The sequence below is a fragment of the Chromatium okenii genome (assembly GCF_016583745.1).
Taxonomy (GTDB): domain Bacteria; phylum Pseudomonadota; class Gammaproteobacteria; order Chromatiales; family Chromatiaceae; genus Chromatium; species Chromatium okenii.
The window spans coordinates 32,478-52,977 of the sequence record NZ_NRRQ01000016.1 but is presented as its reverse complement, the minus strand read 5'-3'; the positions used below and the strand labels follow the sequence as shown (position 1 = coordinate 52,977).

The 20,500-nt window shown below is 56.4% G+C and carries 13 protein-coding genes; 6 read left to right on the top strand and 7 right to left on the bottom strand.

Features of this window, described 5'->3' with window-relative positions:
- The first annotated feature begins 93 nt into the window (after positions 1 to 93).
- The gene (locus tag CKO12_RS07970) at positions 94 to 3,186 is read left to right on the top strand and encodes a putative Ig domain-containing protein (protein ID WP_200154208.1); all 3,093 of its coding nucleotides are present in this window, start codon (positions 94 to 96) and stop codon (positions 3,184 to 3,186) included.
- Between the two features lie 89 nt (positions 3,187 to 3,275).
- Here the strand turns inward: CKO12_RS07970 and ribD are convergent, their stop codons facing one another.
- The 6 genes from ribD to lpxK all read right to left on the bottom strand — a co-directional run bounded on the left by ribD (position 3,276) and on the right by lpxK (position 9,950).
- Positions 3,276 to 4,397, bottom strand: a complete 1,122-nt coding sequence (gene ribD, locus CKO12_RS07965; RefSeq protein ID WP_200154207.1) for a bifunctional diaminohydroxyphosphoribosylaminopyrimidine deaminase/5-amino-6-(5-phosphoribosylamino)uracil reductase RibD — start codon at positions 4,395 to 4,397, stop codon at positions 3,276 to 3,278.
- Positions 4,397 to 4,909 (bottom strand): transcriptional regulator NrdR, encoded by a 513-nt coding sequence (nrdR, locus tag CKO12_RS07960; RefSeq protein WP_200154206.1) that lies wholly within the window; start codon positions 4,907 to 4,909, stop codon positions 4,397 to 4,399. Before nrdR ends, ribD begins: the two co-directional genes overlap by 1 nt.
- A gap of 115 nt (positions 4,910 to 5,024) precedes the next feature.
- Positions 5,025 to 6,611, bottom strand: a complete 1,587-nt coding sequence (locus CKO12_RS07955; RefSeq protein ID WP_200154205.1) for a methyl-accepting chemotaxis protein — start codon at positions 6,609 to 6,611, stop codon at positions 5,025 to 5,027.
- Between the two features lie 173 nt (positions 6,612 to 6,784).
- Positions 6,785 to 8,038 carry a serine hydroxymethyltransferase gene (glyA, locus tag CKO12_RS07950; RefSeq protein ID WP_200154204.1) on the bottom strand — a complete coding sequence of 418 codons (1,254 nt, stop codon included), beginning with the start codon at positions 8,036 to 8,038 and terminating at the stop codon, positions 6,785 to 6,787.
- A 91-nt stretch (positions 8,039 to 8,129) separates the two neighbouring features.
- Positions 8,130 to 8,906, bottom strand: a complete 777-nt coding sequence (gene kdsB / locus CKO12_RS07945) for a 3-deoxy-manno-octulosonate cytidylyltransferase (RefSeq protein WP_200154203.1) — start codon at positions 8,904 to 8,906, stop codon at positions 8,130 to 8,132.
- A gap of 12 nt (positions 8,907 to 8,918) precedes the next feature.
- A complete protein-coding gene (gene lpxK, locus CKO12_RS07940; RefSeq protein ID WP_200154202.1) occupies positions 8,919 to 9,950 on the bottom strand; it encodes a tetraacyldisaccharide 4'-kinase in 1,032 nt (343 codons plus the stop codon).
- A gap of 59 nt (positions 9,951 to 10,009) precedes the next feature.
- On the opposite strand from lpxK, the gene CKO12_RS07935 reads away from it, so the two are divergent.
- From CKO12_RS07935 to recQ, 5 genes are all read left to right on the top strand, one after another.
- The gene (locus tag CKO12_RS07935; protein WP_200154201.1) at positions 10,010 to 11,056 is read left to right on the top strand and encodes a response regulator; all 1,047 of its coding nucleotides are present in this window, start codon (positions 10,010 to 10,012) and stop codon (positions 11,054 to 11,056) included.
- 38 nt (positions 11,057 to 11,094) lie between these two features.
- Complete coding sequence (locus CKO12_RS07930; RefSeq protein WP_200154200.1) at positions 11,095 to 11,466, top strand: response regulator; 372 nt, start codon at positions 11,095 to 11,097, stop codon at positions 11,464 to 11,466.
- Positions 11,467 to 11,554: 88 nt separating this feature from the next.
- Entirely contained in the window at positions 11,555 to 11,794 is a 240-nt protein-coding gene (locus tag CKO12_RS07925) for a hypothetical protein (RefSeq protein ID WP_200154199.1), read from the top strand.
- The gene (locus tag CKO12_RS14910) at positions 11,778 to 17,369 is read left to right on the top strand and encodes a PAS domain S-box protein (protein ID WP_242466257.1); all 5,592 of its coding nucleotides are present in this window, start codon (positions 11,778 to 11,780) and stop codon (positions 17,367 to 17,369) included. The genes CKO12_RS07925 and CKO12_RS14910 overlap by 17 nt, the downstream gene beginning before the upstream one ends.
- 37 nt (positions 17,370 to 17,406) lie before the next feature.
- A complete protein-coding gene (recQ, locus tag CKO12_RS07910) occupies positions 17,407 to 19,620 on the top strand; it encodes a DNA helicase RecQ (RefSeq protein WP_200154198.1) in 2,214 nt (737 codons plus the stop codon).
- A gap of 40 nt (positions 19,621 to 19,660) precedes the next feature.
- Here recQ and CKO12_RS07905 read toward each other — a convergent pair whose 3' ends face one another.
- Positions 19,661 to 20,500: a thymidylate synthase gene (locus tag CKO12_RS07905; protein ID WP_200154197.1), complete on the bottom strand. Its 840-nt coding sequence runs from the start codon at positions 20,498 to 20,500 to the stop codon at positions 19,661 to 19,663.

Genomic DNA, 20,500 nt, shown 5'->3' with positions numbered 1-20,500 from the left:
GTTGCAACGCTAAATCCAATATAATAAAAATTGAAACTTTCGATCTTAGTGCCTATAATTAATCATATATCCAGATTTAAAGAAAACCAGACAATGACAGATGATTCAATCACGCTCGACGCCAATCGTATTGCCGAAGCAGCGGCAGTGAATACTGCGCCAACGTTTAACGAGGAGGAAACCGGCAAGGTAATCACGAGCTTTGGTAGCGGTAGCGGTCGGAGCGTAGCGATACAAACCGACGGCAAGATTTTGGTGGCGGGAAGCAGTGGTTCCGATTTTGCCCTTGTTCGCTATAACACTGATGGCAGTTTAGATAGCAGCTTTGGTGGTGTTATTACTGATTTTGGCGGAGGTTACGATTCCGGCTATAGCGTGACTCTGCAAAAAGACGGCAAGATTCTGGTAGCTGGAACCAGTAGCAACAACTTTGCTCTCGCTCGCTACAACACTGACGGCAGCTTGGATAGTAGCTTTGACGGTGACGGCAAGGTCACGACTGATTTTAGTGGCAACGGCTACAGCGTAACCGTGCAAAAAGACGGCAAGATTTTGGTAGCTGGAAGTAGTGATTCAGATTTTGCCCTCGCCCGCTACAACATAGATGGCAGCTTAGATACCAGCTTTGATGATGACGGCAAGATTGTTACTAATTTCGGTGGCGCCTACGGTAGTTCTGGTCAGAGCGTGACCGTACAAACCGACGGTAAAATTCTGGTGACTGGAAGCAGCAGTTACGATTTTGCTGTCGCTCGCTACAACACTGACGGCAGTTTAGATGCCAGCTTTGACGGCGATGGAAAGGTCACTACCGATTTTGGTGGTGATGGATACTGGAACAGTGGCGATTCCGGCTACAGCGTCACCTTACAAACCGACGGCAAGATTCTGGTGGCTGGAGGCAATAGTTACGATTTTGCTATCGCTCGTTACAACGCCAACGGCAGCTTAGATACCAGCTTTGGCGGCGACGGCGAAGTCACTACCGATTTTGATGGGTATGATTCCGGCTACAGCGTCACCTTACAAACCGACGGCAAGATTCTGGTGGCTGGAGGCAATAGTTACGATTTTGCTCTCGCTCGCTACAACACGAATGGCAGCTTAGATGCCAGCTTTGACGGCGACGGCAAAATCACCACCGATTTTGGCAACTATTCAAGTAGTTGTGGCTACAGCGTAACTGTACAAACCGACGGCAAGATTCTGGTGGCAGGAAACAGTAACAGCGATTTCGCCCTTGCTCGATACAACGCCAACGGCAGCCTAGATACCAGTTTTGGCGGCAACACGCTTGATAGCATCCCCGTGTACACTGAAAACCAGTTGTACCCTTCTGCAACAACGCCATTAGATACTTCAGTTCACATCTTCGATGCCGAGCTTGCCGCCAAAGATGATTACGCTGGTTCTAGCATCACACTACAACGTCACGGTGGCGCAAATGCTGACGACGTGTTTTCTTCTAGCCTATCGGTACTTGATGAAGGGCATTATTTTTCGGTAGACGGCATCACCGTCGGCCGCGTCACGACTAACAGCGGCGGAAAATTGACCTTGACCTTCAGTGCTGGCGCAACGCAAGTGCAAGTAAATCAAGTCCTCAGCAGTTTCATCTACGGTTGCATGTCTATTTCAGATGTGTCCCCTGCTTTTATTCGCATCGATTGGATATTTAACGACGGCAACAGCAGCGGCACAAAAAGTGTGACTGATAGTCTTTCGGTGGCGATCATTCCGAGCGATGACGGGTTATTCAACGCGAATAATCTGCCAGATAAAACTGTTATTGCTAACGCACTTTTTACGTTCACTTTGCCCAACGATGCGTTTACCGACCCTGACAAAGAACCGCTGATTTACAGTTTGAGCGATGCCGATGGTCTCGCGCTGCCGCCTTGGTTATCAATTGATTCTAAAACCGGCGTCCTAAGCGGAACTCCTGACCCATTGGATGTTGGTGTTCTTAATTTGACCATCACCGCTCGCGATAGCTACAGCAACATTGCATCTGACACCTTCCAATTCACCATCACCGCCCCGAACAACGCGATCAATGGCACTGCAGGTAACAACAACTTAGTCGGCACTGGTGGCGACGATGTCATCAACGGCTTGGCGGGCAATGACACGCTCGATGGTGGCGCTGGCAACGACAACCTGCTCGGCGGCGATGGCACTGATGTGTATTGGGTGCGCGATGCTGGCGACACCGTGACGGAAACCAACGCTAAAACCAGCGGCGGTGTCGATACGGTCAACAGCGCACTGACGGCGTACACCCTGACCGCGAATGTAGAAAACGGACGCATCAGCGCCAGCGGCAGCGCCAATCTCATCGGCAATGCGCTGGCTAACGTCCTCACTGCCGGAGCTGGTGACAATATCCTCGACGGCGATGCTGGCATTGATACGGTTTCTTATGTAGACGCCACCGCAGCAGTCACGGTCAATTTAGCCATTGGCAGCGCCCAAGAGACCGGCGGTTCTGGCACCGACACCCTGCGCAATATCGAAAATCTGACTGGTTCTCATCACGACGACATTCTCATTGGCACTGCTGCCGCCAACATCCTCACTGGCAATCGCGGCGCGGATGTGCTGATTGGGCGCGACGGCGCTGATATTTACTACATTGATAATGCTGGAGATTTAGTCGTCGAAACGAGCGCCAGCGGCGGAATAGATACGGTTTACAGCGGACTAGCGGCGTACACGGTGCCGCTCAATGTGGAAAACGGACGCATCAACGCCAACAGCAGCGCCAATCTCACCGGCAATGTATTGGATAACACCTTGATTGGCGGGGCTGGCGCAAATGTGCTCAGTGGTGGCGCGGGTAATGACACGCTCACTGGTGGCGCTGGCCGCGATAGCTTTCAATTTGACACTGCGCTGGGCGCAGCCAACGTGGATCGAATCACCGACTTCAAAGCCGTTGATGACAGCATCCAACTTGATTGCGCCATATTCACGCAACTGAAGCCGACCGCCACACTTGCCGCAGCAAACTTTTATGCCAGCGCCAGCGGCAATGCCCACGATGCGGATGATCGCATTCTCTACAACACCAGTTCTGGTGCGGTTGCCTATGATGCCGATGGAGCAGGCGCGAGTCCCGCTGTTACCTTTGTCATTCTTGGTATTGGCGCAACGCTCACAGCAGCAGATTTTGTGGTGATTTGATATGGTGATTTACGCAATGATTTGTTGTGCGCTAAAGGATTGATAACAAACAACTCATAAAAAAGCCCCCAATCAACGGGGCGCTAAAATTAAAACAGTGGTCGCGCCACAATCCGCACATCCACCCCAATCTGCCGCACTTCGATAAATGTGAATGCCACTCGCTCGTTCATCGTCATTAACTGCGGCAATTGAAATAAACCCAGCGCCATGTCGCCCATAATATGCGGCGCTAAATACAACACCAATTCATCAATCAATTCTGCCGCCAGCATCGCGCCAGCTAAAGTCGCGCCAGTTTCTAATAACACCTCGTTAATTCCGCGCTGCGCCAGCTCGCGCATTAACGCCGTTAAATCCACCCGCCCCTCGTGCGCAGCGCAACGATAAACCTGCGCCCCCACCGCTTGCAGCGCCGCCATCCGCTTAGGCGCATCGGCGCAACCAACCACCAGCGTCTCACCCGGCAACCGCAGCAATCGCGCATTCAGCGGCAGCCGCCAATGGCTATCGACCACCACCCGCAGCGGCTGGCGCACCGCCTCATCTGCCGCCATGCCCGGCAATTCGGTCGCACTCAGGCGCACATTCAGGCTCGGATTGTCCACCAACACAGTGCCGATGCCGGTCACAATCGCAGAACTGCTCGCCCGCAGCCGCTGCACATCGCGCCGCGCCGCGTCCGACGTAATCCACTGACTATCGCCATTTGCCAGCGCCGTGCGCCCGTCCAAACTCGCCGCCAATTTGCAGCGCACCAGCGGCAATCCCAGCTCCATCCGTTTGATAAACCCACGATTGAGCGCCCGCGCCTGCGTCTCCAGCAGCCCCACTTCCACCGCGATACCCGCTTGGCGCAATTGCGCAAAACCCTGTCCGGCCACCAGCGGATTAGGATCAGTCATCGCCCCCACCACCCGCGTCACTCCCGCTGCCAGCAACGCCTCAGTGCAGGGCGGAGTGCGCCCATGATGGCAACACGGTTCCAGCGTCACATACGCAGTTGCGCCCCACGCCGCCGTGCCAGCTTGTGCCAGCGCCAACCGCTCGGCGTGTGGTTCACCAGCGCGGTGATGCCACCCTTCGCCCACCACCCGCTCGCCCTGCGCCAGCACGCAGCCGACGCACGGATTGGGCGCAGTGGTATAGCGCCCGCGCTCCGCCAATTGCAGAGCACGCGCTAAATGTTCGTAATCGACCCGCGTATTCATTAAATGCTTGGCTCCGCATCAATAAATAAATCCAATTGTTGCTCACTGAAATCACAGCCGGGCTGGCGCTCCAGACGGGCAATTTCATCGCGGAACGCATTGACATCCGCAAATTTGCGATAAACCGAAGCAAAGCGCAGATAAGCCACCTGATCAATTTGGCACAATTCACTCATCGCCAATTCTCCAATCCAGATAGATGACACTTCACATTCTCCGCCCGACATCAACCGATGCTGAATGTGCGACAAGGCTTGCTCAATTTGCGCAGTGCTAATCGGGCGTTTTTCTAAAGCCCGCAACATACCGGAGCGCAATTTGCGAATATCAAACGGCACCCGACTGCCATCGCGTTTAACGATGCGCGGCAAATTGAGTTCGGCGGCTTCATAGGTCGTAAACCGTTCTTTACAGCCCGCGCACTGCCGCCGCCGTCGCACCTGTTCGCCTTCGCCAACTAAGCGCGAATCAACCACTTTGGTGTCTTGGGTACCGCAGAAGGGGCAGCGCATGAGATCAACCGCCAGCCGCAGCGCCGCGAAGCGTTGCGAGCAAAATGTGACAGTGCCAAACGGGATACAGCATTAACTCAGGCATTCGATTCCAATTATTCAATCATTCACTGTGTTATTGATAAAATCGTTGCATTTTTAATTCAAGCGTCTGCGCCAAATCGCGCAATTCATCACCAGCATCTGTGGTGCGATGTGCGCAAGCAGCCGAGCGGGAAATTTCCAACGCAATATCGCGCAAATTGTGGTTAATATCTTCCACCATTGCGCTTTGTTCTTCCGCTGTATTAGCAATGCGTGAATTCATCGAACTGATTTGCGCGACGGCTTCAGTAATGGTGGCGAGTGAAACGCCCGCTTGCGTTGCCTGCTCCACGCTGACCTGCGATTGCCCGCGACTACTGGCCATCGCCCGCACCGCTTCCTGACACCGCTGCTGCAAGGTTTCAATAATCTGCTGAATATCGCGGGTCGATTCCTGCGTCCGACTCGCCAGCGTCCGCACTTCATCGGCGACCACCGCAAACCCGCGTCCCTGCTCACCAGCGCGAGCGGCTTCAATCGCCGCGTTGAGCGCCAGCAAATTGGTTTGCCCCGCAACGCTGCGAATCACCTCCAACACCTTGCCGATGTTCTCGCTGTCAGTGGACAACTGCTGAATCACCTGCGTCGCCGCGTCGATTTCCAGCGCCAGCGCATCAATCGCCGTCAGCGTGGCATCAACCACCTTGCGCCCGGTGGCGGTTTCCTGTTCCGCCAACTGCGCCGCATCTGCCGCTGCCGTTGCATCCTGCGCCACCTGCGCCACCGTGTGCGTCATGTCTTGAATCGCCGTCGTCATCGCCGAAGTTCGCGCCTGCGCCCGCACCACTTCACGATCATTTTCTTCCGTCAACTGTTTGAGGCGCTGACCGGCGTTGGTGAGCGCGTGCATCACGCCGCGCACATCGCTGATAAACTGTTGAAAACGCTCCAATAACGTATCAAACGCGCCGGCCATGATGCCAACTTCATCGTCCTGACGAATGCTGGCGCGATGACTGAGATTGCCGCTATCGCGCACCGCGCCAATCACCTCGCGCAGCTTGCCGAGCGGACCGGTCAGGGTGGCGAGAATCAGCAGCGATAACGCCAGCAACACCGCCACAATTGCCGCAATGCCCAGCCCTAAATGCTCGGCATGAAGCCAGAAAATGGCATCAATATCATCAAGATAAAGCCCGGAGCCGATGATCCAGCCCCAAGGCGCAAATCCCATCACATAAGACGTTTTAGCGACGGGATGCGCGTGACCGGGTTTTGGCCACAGATAATCAACAAAACCTGCATTGCGTTGTTTCACCGTGTCAATAAAAGCAATAAATAGCCGTTTACCATTTGGATCTGCGTTTTGACTCACATCCTGACCATCCAGTTTAGGATTTGTCGGGTGCATGATCATGCGCGGACTCATATCATTGATCCAGAAATAACCGTCGCTGCCATAACGCAAGGTTTTAATCAGCGCAATTGCGGCTTGTTGCGCTTCTGGGCGCGTCATTTTCCCTGCTGTTTCCTGCGCATGAAAGTAATTAAATACATGATGCGCGGTTTCAACCACATGCTGCGTTTTGACTTTACGATCTTCGAGTAAATTATAGCGCAATTCGATCAGCGCCTGCGCACCGAGCGCGAGCATTCCCAGCACAGATAATGTAGTCATTAACCAAAATTTATGCTTCACCCGCAGATTGTTTAACCAAGAAAGCATCAACATCCCCTCGTCTTTTTCTTATTCACCTATCACCGCCGGGAGTGCCGGCGGCGTTGGTTTTTAGTGATCGGTTTTTAGTTGTCAGTTGTCAGTTGTCAGTCAATGCGCTGACGTTTATTGCATTATCCGTACACCGGAAACCGTTGGCACAGCGCCAGCACCTGCGCTTTTATCGTTGCAATCACTGCTGCATCGCCTCGCGCATCAATCAGATCGCACATCCAGCCCGCCAATTCTCGCGCTTCCGCACCATTAAAACCGCGTGTCGTCATCGCTGGCGTGCCAATCCGAATGCCGCTGGTGACAAATGGCGATTGTGGATCATTAGGCACGGCGTTTTTATTCACCGTGATATTCGCCGCCCCCAACCACGCATCGACATCTTTTCCAGTCAATCCTTGATTGATAAAACTGACCAAAAACAAATGATCGTCGGTGCCACCAGAAACCACATCATAGCCCCGCGCCATAAAAACCTCTGCCATGATCTGCGCATTGCGCACCACCTGTTCTTGATAGGTTTTGAAGCTCGGTTCTAATGCCTCTTTGAAAGCGACGGCTTTCGCGGCGATGACGTGCATTAACGGGCCGCCTTGAATTCCCGGAAATACAACTGAATTCAGCTTTTTTTCAATCTCGGCATTGGCTTTGGCGAGAATCAAACCACCACGCGGGCCGCGCAGGGTTTTATGCGTTGTTGTGGTCGTCACATCCGCAATCTGCACCGGACTTGGATATACGCCGGCTGCGACTAAACCGGCAACGTGCGCCATATCCACCAATAAATATGCGCCCACGCTGTCGGCAATCTCGCGGAAACGTTGCCAATTCACGATCCGCGAATACGCAGAAAAGCCGGCAATCATCATGCGCGGGCGATGTTCCAGCGCCAGCCGCGCCACTTCTTCATAATCAATTTCGCCAGTCTCTGGATTCAAACCGTATTGCACGGCGTTATACAATTTGCCAGAAAAGTTCGGTTTTGCACCGTGCGTTAAATGCCCACCGTGCGCCAAACTCATGCCCAAAATTGTATCGCCTGCATTGCACAGCGCCATAAATACTGCGGCATTGGCTTGTGAACCAGAATGCGGCTGCACATTGGCATACTCGGCACCAAACAATTGCTTGGCACGATCAATCGCTAATTGTTCGGCGACATCAACAAATTCACAGCCGCCGTAATAGCGTTTGCTGGGATAACCCTCGGCGTATTTATTCGTTAATACGCTCCCTTGCGCCTGCATCACCGCCGGACTGGTGTAATTCTCTGATGCAATCAATTCAACGTGTTCTTCTTGGCGCTGCGCTTCATTCTGCATCGCTGCCCACAATTGCGGATCGGTCACACTCAAATTCATATTTTGGTCAAACATCGTTATTCATTCTCCGGTTGATTAAAAATGACAGGCTCAATAATAAACCATATCACTGCGTGCTTACATTTTACTGCTCACTGCTCACTCATTAAAAATCACTGCGCTGCAATAACTCCGCCGCCGCTGCTAAATCCGCTGCGGTATCCACGCCAATTCCCGGCGCAATCCGCGCAATGCCAACTTGAATCACCGCGCCGTGCCACAGCGCCCGCAATTGTTCCAATGCTTCCGCTTCTTCCAAAGGTGCCGGTGCCCATTTCACAAATTGCTGCAAAAACCCAGCGCGATAGGCGTATAGCCCGATATGGCGCAGAAATGGCGTCGCGGCTGGCAACGGATCGGTCGCAGCGGCAGCGGCAAAATCATCGCGGTGCCAAGGCAGCGGCGCCCGCGAAAAATACTGCGCTCGCCCCCGCGCATCGGTGACGACCTTGACCACGTTGGGATCAAACAAATCGGCGCGATCCGTCAGCGGAAATGCCAGCGTCGCCAGCGCCGCTTCGGGATGCGCCGCCAATTCTGCCGCCACTTGTTGAATCAACTCCGGCGGCAGGCACGGCTCATCGCCCTGCACGTTGACCACGATCTGCGCCTCCGCCCAGCCGCAGCGGTCAATCACCTCCGCCACCCGATCCGTGCCGCTGCGGTGCGTCTCCGCCGTCAACAGCACGGCGATGTCGCGCTCGGTGCAGGCCGCCACAATGCGCAGATCGTCAGTGGCAACAAGCACTTGCGCAGCGCCGCTGGCTCGCGCTCGTGCGGCGACGTGGGCGATCATCGGCTGCCCCGCCAGCTCGCGCAGCGGTTTACCGGGCAAGCGGGTGGAAGCAAAACGGGCGGGAATCACGACGTTGAAATCAATCATTTTTTTCAGTTGTCAGTTGTTGGTTGTCAGTTGGCGCAGCGTGGCGACCTTGGCATCAAATTGGGTGAGGAATTCGGCATCTAATTCGGCAGCAACCGCTAAAAACCAGTGGTCTGCGCCCGCAAACGCCGCACATTTCACCGCATCTTTTTCCGTCATCAGCACCGGCAGCGGCGGCCACGCCGCAATTTCAGCAGCAGTGAACGGGTGATGATCGGGATAAGGGCGCGGCTCAATTGCCACTCCCGCCGCCGTTAATTGCGCAAAAAATCGCGCCGGACTGCCAATCCCCGCCACCGCCAGCACTCGTTGTCCGTGAAAAGCAGCGAGCGGGCGCGTGAGTTCTGGCTGGCGCACATTCACCACCGCGCCAGCCAGCAAACGCATGTGCAGCCCGTCGCCGCTGCCGCCGTGATAGAGCAATAAATCGACCGACGCCAACCGGCTGGGCGGCTCGCGTAACGGCCCCGCCGGCAGACACTGTCCGTTCCCAAAACCGCGCTCGCCATCAATCAGTGCGATCTCCACATCTCGCGCCAATTGATAATGTTGCAACCCATCATCAGTCAGCACGATGTCGCAGCCATGTCGCCACGCCAATTGTCCCGCCGCCACCCGCTGCGGTGCCGCAATCACCACGCAGCCGCTGCGCCGCGCCAGCAGCACCGCCTCATCACCGACCTGCGTCGGATCGCTGGCAGCCGTGACCATCTGCGGCCAGTGCCGCGCTGCGCCGCCATAACCTCGCGTCAAGATGCCCGGCGTCCAGCCCTGCGCCCGCAGCCGCTGCGCCAAATGCAGCACCAGCGGCGTTTTCCCCGTGCCGCCGACCGTGAGATTGCCAATCACGAGCACCGGAATTGGCAGCCGCGTCGTGTGCAACCAGCCGCGTTGATAGCCGCTGCGCCGCAGCCGCACCACCGCGCAATACAGCACCGATAGCGGTAATAATGACCACTTCAGTAGCTGAATAATAAAGCGACGACGGCGTGACAACGAAATACCGTCACAACATTGGTCGTACCAGATTGGTGTTGGATTCATTCGTGATAAAGTTAAAAATACGCCAAACTGAAGTCTATCAACATGGGCGAGCTAAACCAATGACAACCGATAAACGCCAAACCGTATTAGTGGTTGATGACGCTCCCGCTAATATCGACTTGTTAGTCGGCAGCTTAAAAGAAGAGTATAACGTTAAAGCTGCCACTCGCGGCGAAAAAGCGTTGCAAATTATTCGTTCCGAAGTGCCGCCGGATATGATTTTGCTTGATATTATGATGCCCGGCATGGATGGTTACGAAGTCTGCCGCCAATTAAAAGAAGATTTCACCACCCGCCATATTCCGATTATTTTTATCACCGCCAAAATCGGCATTGAAGACGAAATACGCGGCTTCAAATTAGGTGCCGTCGATTACATCACCAAACCGATTAGCCCGCCGATTGTACAGGCGCGAGTGCGGGCGCAATTGGCGCTGTTCGATCAAAATCAATTCTTAGATCGGCAGGTCAAAGAACAAACTGCGCAACTGCACGACACGCAGTTGCAAATTGTGCGGCGTTTGGGGCGAGCAGCGGAATATAAAGATAACGAAACGGGCTTGCATGTGATTCGCATGAGCCATTATTCGGAGATTTTAGGACGCGCCGTCGGCATGAGTGAGCGCGAAGCCGCGTTGTTATTAAATGCTGCGCCAATGCACGACATCGGCAAAATTGGCATTCCCGATTCCATTTTACAAAAGCCCGGCAAATTAGATGCTGCGGAATGGGTCACGATTCAAACGCATTGCCAAATTGGTGCGGATATTATTGGTGATGCTGGTGATTCCGAATTATTGGAAATGGCGCAAGTGGTCGCTTTAACGCACCACGAAAAATGGGATGGTTCTGGTTATCCTCAGCATCTTGCTGGCGAAGCAATTCCGCGAGTGGGGCGCATTGTCGCCGTTGCTGATGTGTTTGATGCGCTCACTTCGGTACGTCCTTATAAACCTGCGTGGCCGGTAGAACAGGCGCTTGCATTATTGCAACAGGGCGCAGGCAGTCATTTTGATCCGCATTTAATCGCGTTGTTTATGCACGCGCTGCCAGAAATTTTAGCCTTCAAAGATCAGTATTCCGAACGAGAAGAACGTCACAATTAATCATAACAACTCCTTTATTGTGTGGACGATAGTACGCCATGAATCTTCAAACGCAACGCACAATTTTGTTAGTCGATGATGCGCCAGCAAACCTTGATTTATTAAAAGGTATCTTGCGCGAACAGTATAAAATTAAAGCTGCGACCAGCGGCGCAAAAGCACTTCAAGCAGTGCGTAAAACGCCGCCTGATTTGATTTTGTTAGATGTGATGATGCCAGAGATGGATGGCTACGCAGTCTGCCAACAATTACAAGCCGATTCTGCCACCGCTGCAATTCCAGTGATATTCGTCACGGGGCATGTGAATGCGGCGGAATTGGCGCGAGGCAACGCACTCGGCGCAGTTGGTTTTGTCACAAAACCCATTGATCCGGTGCAATTATTGGCGCAAATTGCGGCGCTGTTTTAATTGAGTTGGCAGTTTTTTCAGTTGTCAGTTGGCGGTAATTACGTTGTTTTTACTGACAACTTTTTTCATTACGCATTGTGAGCATTTTATGCTGCGATATTTCATTATTAGTTGCGTGATGCTGTTGCTGATTATTGCGCCAGCGCGGGCTGAAACCGCGTTATCATTTCCGTTATTGTCTGCGCATAATGCGCAAAAGTGGTCGCCATTTCATTTTTATGCGCAGAACATGCCGCCGGAGTTTTCAATTGATGATCTCAATGTATTGGCGCAGGTCGCGGCGGTGATTCACCGCGCTGACGGTGGCGGCAATGTCAGAACAAGCTGATGCGATGTTGTCGTTGTGGTCACTTGCGCCGGGGGCGCTGGCGCTGATCGGGCTGATGATCGCGCTGTTGCTGGCATTACGCCGGTTTGGGGCGGCGCGAGTGGTGCAATTTTTTGATCGTCATAACCTGCGCCAAGTAGGAATGCTGGCGGTGATGGGTTTTTTGGCGCTGGTGTTGGTGGTGGCGCTCTACGGCTTGCGCAAAATGGAGCGGCAACTGCGCCATGAGTTGGGCGAGACTTTGGTGAGCGTGAATGCGTCCACCAAGCAGACGCTGGAGATGTGGTTGTCGAGTCACGAGCGGGAAATTCGCGTCATTGCGCGTGATCCGGCGCTGCTGACGCTGACGCAAGAGTTGACGGCGCTGCCGCAGTCGGCAGCAGTTTTAACTGGCAATGCGTTGCTGCTGCCTTATCTCCAGCAGTTGCAGCCGCAGCTCACCACGATGGGCGCGACGCAGTTTTGTGTGATTGCGCCGGAGCGGACGGTATTGGCGGCGAGCGTGACGACGCGGGTGGGGCTGCGCACGCAGATTGCGATGTGGCAGCCGGAGTTGCTGACGCGGGCGTTGGCGGGCGAGACGGTGTTCATTCCGCCGGTGTATGACAGCAGCGCCTCACCGCTTGCTGAGACGGTGAGCGCGGCGGGGCGGCAGGCGGCGATGTTTGTGGTGACGCCGATTGCTGATGCCGATGGTCATATTTGGGGGGCGCTGGCGCTGCAATTTGATCCGCGAGTGGAATTCAGCCCGATCACGCAGGTGGCGCAGGTGCGGGGCAGTGGGGAGAGTTATGTCTTTAATCGGGCGGCGATGTTTTTGACGCCGTCACGGTTTGCTGAGGCACTCCAGCCGGTCGCGGTGCATTTCCGCCATGACACCAGTTTATTGGGGCTGCGGGTGCGCGATCCGGGCGGCAATCTGTTGGCGGGATTTGAGCCGGCGGTGCTGCGGGCGCAGTGGCCATTGACGCGACTGGCGAGCGCGGCGTTGAGCGGGCTGGCGGGACATGACATCGACGGCTACCGCGATTATCGCGGGGTGATGGTGCTGGGAGCGTGGAGCTGGTCGGAGCGACTCGGCGTGGGTTTGGCGACGGAGTTGGATGTGGCCGACGCGCTGGCACCGTATCGGACGATGCGGGCGCTGGTGTTGGGATCGCTGTTGAGTGTGGCAGTGCTGGCGCTGGGGCTGACGGCGTTGGCGATTTGGTTGGGCGAGCGCACCCGTGATCGTTTGCAGGAATTGGTGGCGGCGCGGACGCATGAGCTGCGCAAGCTGGCGCAGGCGGTGGAGCAAAATCCGCTGTGCATCGTGATTACGGATGTCAAAGGCTGCATTGAACACGTCAATCCGACCTTTACTGCGGTGACTGGCTACACGTTGGCGGAGGTGCGCGGTAAAAACCCGCGCTTGTTGAAAAGTAATTTGACGCCGCCGGAGCAGTACGGCGCGTTGTGGGCGACGATTTGTGCGGGGCAGGTTTGGCACAGTGAAATCTGCAATCGCCGGAAAAATGGCGAGCTGTATTGGGGGTCAATTTCGATTGCGCCGGTGACGGATGCGAGCGGACTGGTGACGCATTTTGTGGCGATGACCAAGGATTTGACCGAGTCCAAGCGGGTGGAGCTGGCGCTGCGGGAGGCAGAAGCCACGCGCCAAGTGGCGCAAGCGGCAGCGCAGGCGGCGCTGGAACGCAACGCGCTGATTTTGGATTGCGCGGGCGAGGGCATCATCGGGCTGGATACGGCGGGAAGCATCAGTTTTTGCAATCGGGCGGCGGCGGCGATGCTGGGTTATGCGGTGCCGGAATTGGTGGGCGCGGTGCTGGCGGAGGTGGTGGGCGACGCTGTTGGTAGTTGGCAGGCGGCTGAGGAAGATGTTGGCAGTTGTCAGTTGTCGGTTGTCAGTGAAGACGGCGCAGCGCATCCCGCGTCAACTGATAACTGCCAACTGACAACTGACAACTCTCAACCGCCCACCCCAAGCCAACATCACACCACCGAAAACATCTTTCTCCGGCGTGACGGCAGTCAATTCCCGGTGGAAGTGGTCGCCGTGCCGATGCGCCAAGCCGAGCAATTTCTCGGCACGGTGATCGTGTTCAAAGACATCACCGAGCGCCAACTCGCAGCGCAGGCGCTCGCAGCGCGGGAGCAGCATTTCCGCACCTTGGTCGATACCATTCCCGGCACCGTCTATCGCTGTTTGTTTGATGCGCAGTGGACGATGTTGTTTATCAGCGACGAGGTGGAACGGCTCACCGGCTATCCCGCCTGCGAATTCACCAATAACGCGGTGCGTACCTTCACCAGCGTGATTCATCCTGATGACGTGCAACTGGTGGAAGATCGGATCAGTGCCGCCGTCGCCGCGCATCTCGCCTACACCGTTGAATATCGCGTGCGGGATTGCGCCGGGCGGGTGCATTTCGTGTATGAGCAAGGGCAAGCGACCTACGCCGACACTGGCGACACCATCACTCTCGCCGGCACCGTAATTGACATCACCGAACGCAAACAGATTGAAACCACGTTGGCGGAAGAGCGGGCGCAGTTGAAAACGCTGCTGGATACGACGCCGCTGGGCGTGGCGATTTCCACCCAAGGCATCATCCGCTTTGCCAATCCCAAGTTTTTGAACATGCTTGATTTTCAGGTCGGCGACCTTGCCAGCGCGATGTATTTTGATCCGCACGAGCGCGAGACCATCATTGACCATCTCGTGCAAAGCGGGCGCGTCGATAATTACGAAGTGCGGTTTTATGGGCGGGATCGCCGCATCCGCCACATGCTCGCCAACTTTATGGTGCTCAATTATCAGGGCGAGCCGGGCATCCTCGGCTGGGTGCTCGACATTACCGACCGCAAACAAGCTGAGGAACGCATTCGCGCCAGCGAAGCGCGGTTAGAAGCTGCCGCCAGCGCCGCCAATCTGGGGCTGTGGGATTATTTCCCCGCCACCGGCGAGGTGTTCGCCCATCTCAATTTCGCCACCCAACGCGGTTATGCGCCCGCCGTGCTGCGCGAAACCGCTGAAAAATGGTCACAGGTGCGCGGCGGGCGCGAGGCGCTGTGCGATCAAATTCATCCCGACGATCAGCCGCTGATGCGCGGTCATTTGCAGGCGCATCTTGACGGCGACACCGATGCTTATCGCGCTGAATATCGGGTGCGCTGCGCCGATGGCAGTTGGAAATGGCTGCTGGATGCCGGTCAGGTGATTGTCCGCGATGAGCGCGGCGCAGCGCGGCGGATGGTCGGTGTGTGCGCTGACATCGACACGCTCAAACAATTGCAGGCGGAGTTGGAGCACACGCTGGTATTGGCAGAAGAGGCGACCCGCGCGAAATCTGATTTTCTCGCCAATATGAGCCACGAAATCCGCACGCCGATGAACGCGATCATCGGCATGTCACATCTGGCGCTGCAAACCGAGCTGGATGCCAAACAACACAATTACATCGACAAGGTGCATCGATCCGCCGAGGCGCTGCTGGGCATCATTAACGACATTCTCGATTTCTCGAAAATCGAAGCCGGCAAGCTCGATATGGAAGTGATTGATTTTCGGCTGGAAGACGTGATGGACAATCTCGCCAATCTGGTCGGATTGAAGGCGGAAGAGAAGGGCGTGGAATTGATGTTTGATATTCATGCCGACGTGCCCACCGCGTTGATTGGCGATCCGCTGCGGCTGGGGCAAATCCTCATCAATCTCGGCAATAACGCCGTCAAATTCACCGAACGCGGCGGCGACATCGTGGTCACGGTCACAGCAGCCGAACTGAGCGCCAGCAGTGTGCAGCTCCAATTTACGGTGCGCGACAGCGGCATTGGCATGACGGCGGAACAGCAGACGCGGCTGTTTCAATCGTTCAGTCAGGCGGATATGTCCACCACCCGCAAATACGGCGGCACCGGGCTGGGGCTGGCGATTTGTAAACGCTTGACCGACATGATGGGCGGCGCGATCTGGGCGGACAGTGCGCCCGACTGCGGCAGCACCTTCGCGTTTACGGCGCATTTCCAGCGCCAGCAAGGGGCGTTGTCGCAGCCGCGCTTCAAAACGATGGAGATTCAAATGCTGCGGGTGTTGATCGTGGACGACAACGCCACTTCGCGGGAGATTTTGTCGGAAATGCTGGCGCATTTTGGCTTTGAAGTGGATCAAGCCGGCACCGGTCAAACTGCAATTGCGCTGTTAGAACAAGCAGATAACGCCACGCCCTACGATCTGGTGCTCATGGATTGGAAGATGCCGGGCATGGACGGCGTCGCCACCATTCGGGCGATTCAAGACGATGATTCGATCACCCACGTTCCGACCTTGATTATGGTCACGGCTTACGGACGCGAAGAGGCGCAAACCGCTGCGGCGGGGCTGAATCTCACCGGATTTTTAACCAAGCCAGTCACGCCGTCGACGCTGCTGGACACGATCATGCAGGCGATTGGTCACGAGATCGCGTCGATCACTCGCGCTGCCGGTCGCCAAGAAGAGGCGTCTGATGCAGTGGCGCGACTGCGCGGAATGCAGGTCTTGCTGGTCGAAGACAACGAGATCAATCAGGAGCTGGCGCTGGAACTGCTGACCAGTAACGGCTTGCGCGTGGAGGTCGCCAATAACGGGCTGGAGGCGTTGCAAATGCTGGATAACGCCAGTTATGACGGCGTGTTGATGGACTGCCAGATGCCGGTGATGGACGGTTATGAAGCGACGCGGCAGATTCGGGCGCAGGCGCGATTTGCGCAGTTGCCGGTGATTGCGATGACCGCCAACGTGATGACGGGCGACCGCGACAAGGTGCTGGAGGTGGGCATGAATGACCACATCGGCAAACCAATCAACGTGCGAGAACTGTTCACCGTGTTGGCAAAATGGCTGGCACCGCTGCCAGAAACCGCACTGCAACCGGATGAAACCTGCGTGACTGACAACTGCCAACTGCCAATCGACAACGCGCCAACCGATGACTTCCCCGCTCTGCCCGGCATCGACACCGCAGCCGGACTCGCCATCACCCAACACCAGCCGCAGCTCTATCGCAAATTGCTGTTGAAATTCCGCGCCAGCCAGCACGATTTCGCCGCGCAGTTTGCGACCGCCCAAACCAGCGCCGATCCCGAAGCTGCGACGCGCTGCGCCCACACGTTGAAAGGCGTTGCCGGCAATATCGGGGCGACGGCGACGGCGGATGCAGCGCGGGAGTTAGAAGCGGCATGTCTCGCTGCGGCAGAACCGGCAGTCATCAGTGAATTATTGGCAGCAACGGTGGCGGCGCTGGTGCCGGTCATTGACGGCTTGGCGACACTTGCGCAACCGGCTGCCGCTGCACCCGCCGCGCAAGAACTGGATCACGCGACCGTTGCACCGTTGCTGGCGCAGTTGCAAGCGTTACTCGCTGATGACGACACCGACGCGGCGACCGTGCTGGATGAATTGCAGCCGCTGCTGGCAGGCACGGCGCTGGCAGCAGCACTGGACGCGATCCGACACGCGGTGGATGACTATGATTTTGAGGCGGCGTTGACGGCGTTATCAGAGCTGTTGCGCCAACTGACAACCGACAACTGACAACTTTTTTTCACCTGACAACTGCTTTCACCACCACATGACCGCTCCCACTCCCCACCAGCTCCTCAACCGCGTGTTTGGTTTTGAGCACTTTCGCGGCGCACAAGCCGACATCATTGATCTGGTGCGCGGCGGCGGCGATGCGCTGGTGCTCATGCCCACCGGCGGCGGCAAATCGCTGTGTTATCAAATCCCCGCTCTGCTGCGCGAGGGCACCGGCATCGTCATTTCGCCCTTGATCGCGCTGATGCAAGATCAAGTTGATGCCCTCAAACAGCTCGGCATCCGCGCTGCTTTTCTCAATTCCTCGCTCAATTGGGAACAGGCGCAGGCGGTGGAGCTGGCGCTGCGGGAGGGCGAGCTGGATTTGCTCTATGTCGCGCCCGAACGCCTGTTGACCACGCAGTTTCAAAGTCTGCTCGATCAGGTGCCGCTGGCGCTGTTTGCGATTGATGAGGCGCACTGCGTCGCCAAATGGGGGCACGATTTCCGCCCCGATTATCTCCAGCTTGACTGTCTCCACACCCGCTGGCCGGAGGTGCCGCGCTTGGCGCTGACCGCCACTGCCGATGCGCCAACGCGCAATGAAATCGTTGCGCGGCTGCATTTGCACAACGCCCAGCACTTCGTCTCCAGCTTTGATCGCCCAAACATCCGTTATCGCGTCACCGCCAAAACCAACTCGCGCCAGCAATTGCTGGAATTCATCCAGCACGAGCATCGCGCCGAGGCAGGCATCGTCTATTGCTTATCACGCAAACGGGTTGAGGAAACGGCGGAGTTTTTGTGCGGCAAAGGATTGACGGCGCTGCCATATCACGCCGGTTTGGATGCCGACACCCGCCGCCGTCATCAACGCCGTTTTTTGCGCGAGGACGGCGTGATCATGGTCGCCACGATTGCCTTTGGAATGGGGATTGATAAACCGGATGTGCGCTTTGTGGCACATCTGGATTTGCCCAAAAGTTTGGAGGCGTATTACCAAGAAACCGGTCGCGCCGGCCGTGATGGACAGCCAGCGGACGCGTGGCTGGCATACGGTTTAAGTGACGTGATGACGCTGCGGCGGATCATCGACAGTTCCGATGCCGATGAGCAATTTAAGCGGCTGGAGCTGCACAAATTGGAAGGAATGCTCGGCTTTTGCGAAACGACCGCATGTCGGCGGCAGGTGCTGCTGCATCATTTCGGCGAGACGCTCGCCGCGCCGTGCGGCAATTGCGATACCTGTTTGGAACCGGTGGCGACTTGGGACGGCACGACCGCAGCGCGGATGGCGCTGTCGTGTCTGTATCGCACCGGGCAACGCTTCGGCAGCGGTCATTTGATTGAGGTGTTGCTCGGCAACGATTCGGCGCGGCTGCAACAGTTTGGTCACGACCGCGTCAGCACTTTCGGCATCGGGCGCACGGTGGACGGGCAGCCGATGACGGCAGGGCAATGGCGGTCGGTGTATCGGCAATTGGTGGCAGCAGGGCTGGTGACGGTGGATGTGGAAGGATATGGCGCGTTGAAACTGACCGAGGAGAGCCGGCCGTTGCTGCGCGGCGAGTGCTCAATTCAGTTGCGGCGCGAGCCGGAGCGGAAACGTTCATCACGCGCGGCGCGGGCGCAGCGGGCGGCGAGTGCGGTGCCGACTGCGCCGGAAGCAGTGGCGCTGTGGGAGGCGCTGCGGCAATTGCGGCTGGCGCTGGCACAAGCGCAGGACGTGCCGGCATTCAACATCTTTGCGGACGTGACGTTGCAGGAATTGGTGACGTATCGCCCGCGTGATTTAACGGAATTGAGCCAGATCAGCGGCGTGGGGCTGGTGAAATTGGAACGGTTTGGCGCAGCATTTTTGGAAGTGTTGACCGCTCACGCGGCGCAGCACGGACGCCCGGCGACGCTGCCGCCGCTGCCAGAACGGGCGCTGCGCAGCTCGCCGCCGAGCGATGAATTGACGGAGACGGAACAAAAAACGCTGGTGCTGTGCCGACAAGGATTGCCGCCAGCAGCGATTGCGGCGCAGCGCGGATTTCAATTGAGCACGATTTACGCGCATTTGGAGCGGTGCATCGCGGTCGGCAAATTGGAATTAGCGGCAGTGGTGACGCTGGAAACGGCGGCGTTGCGCGAGATTGAACAGGCATTTGCGCAAGTGCCGCCGGAGACGATTTGGGCACTCAAGCCGGTATTTGAGCAATTCAAAGGGCGGTATGAATACGGGGTGCTGCGTTGTGTGCGGGCGGCGTTAATTCAAAAAAGTTGATGACAATGCAGCAACTTTTTTAGTTTTTCAACTGACAATTTCACACCGCTAACGGCGCTCGAATTGCAGGCAGCGGGTCATAACCAATGATGTCAATGTCATCAAAGCGGTATTCAAACACACTCGGCGGACGACGGTTTAAGCGCAATTGCGGCAGCGGGCGCGGTGCTCGCGCCAATTGCGCCAGCACGATCTCATCCGTCAAATGATTTTGATACAGATGCACATCGCCAAAAGTGTGAATGAATTCGCCCACTTCTAATTCACACTGCGCGGCCAATAAATGCGTCAATAACGCATAACTGGCAATGTTAAATGGCACGCCAATAAACAAATCGGCGCTGCGTTGATATAACTGACACGACAACCGCCCGTCATTGACGTAAAACTGAAATAAGCAATGGCACGGCGCGAGCGCCATTCGTCCAGCGCGGGCGTTGTCCTGTGGGCTGATCGTTTCATCCGGCAAATCCGCCGGATTCCACGCCGTCACCACCAACCGCCGCGACTGCGGGCGCGTGCGAATGGTGGCGACCAATTCCGCAAGTTGGTCAATCACCAGCCCATCCGCCCCGCGCCAGCTCCGCCACTGCGCCCCATAAATCGGGCCGAGTGCGCCATCCGCCGTCGCCCAGTGATCCCAAATGTGTACGTCGTGCGCGTTGAGTGCGCGGTTGTCGGTGGAACCCGCCAAAAACCACAGCAATTCGTGAATCAGGCTTTTGATATGCACCCGCTTGGTGGTCAACAGCGGAAAACCCGCTTGTAAATCAACGCGAATCTGGCGTCCAAACAGCGAGCGCGTCCCGACGCCGGTGCGGTCGCTGCGGTCGCTGCCGTGCGCGTATACCTCGCGCAAAAGCTCAAGATAGACCTGCAT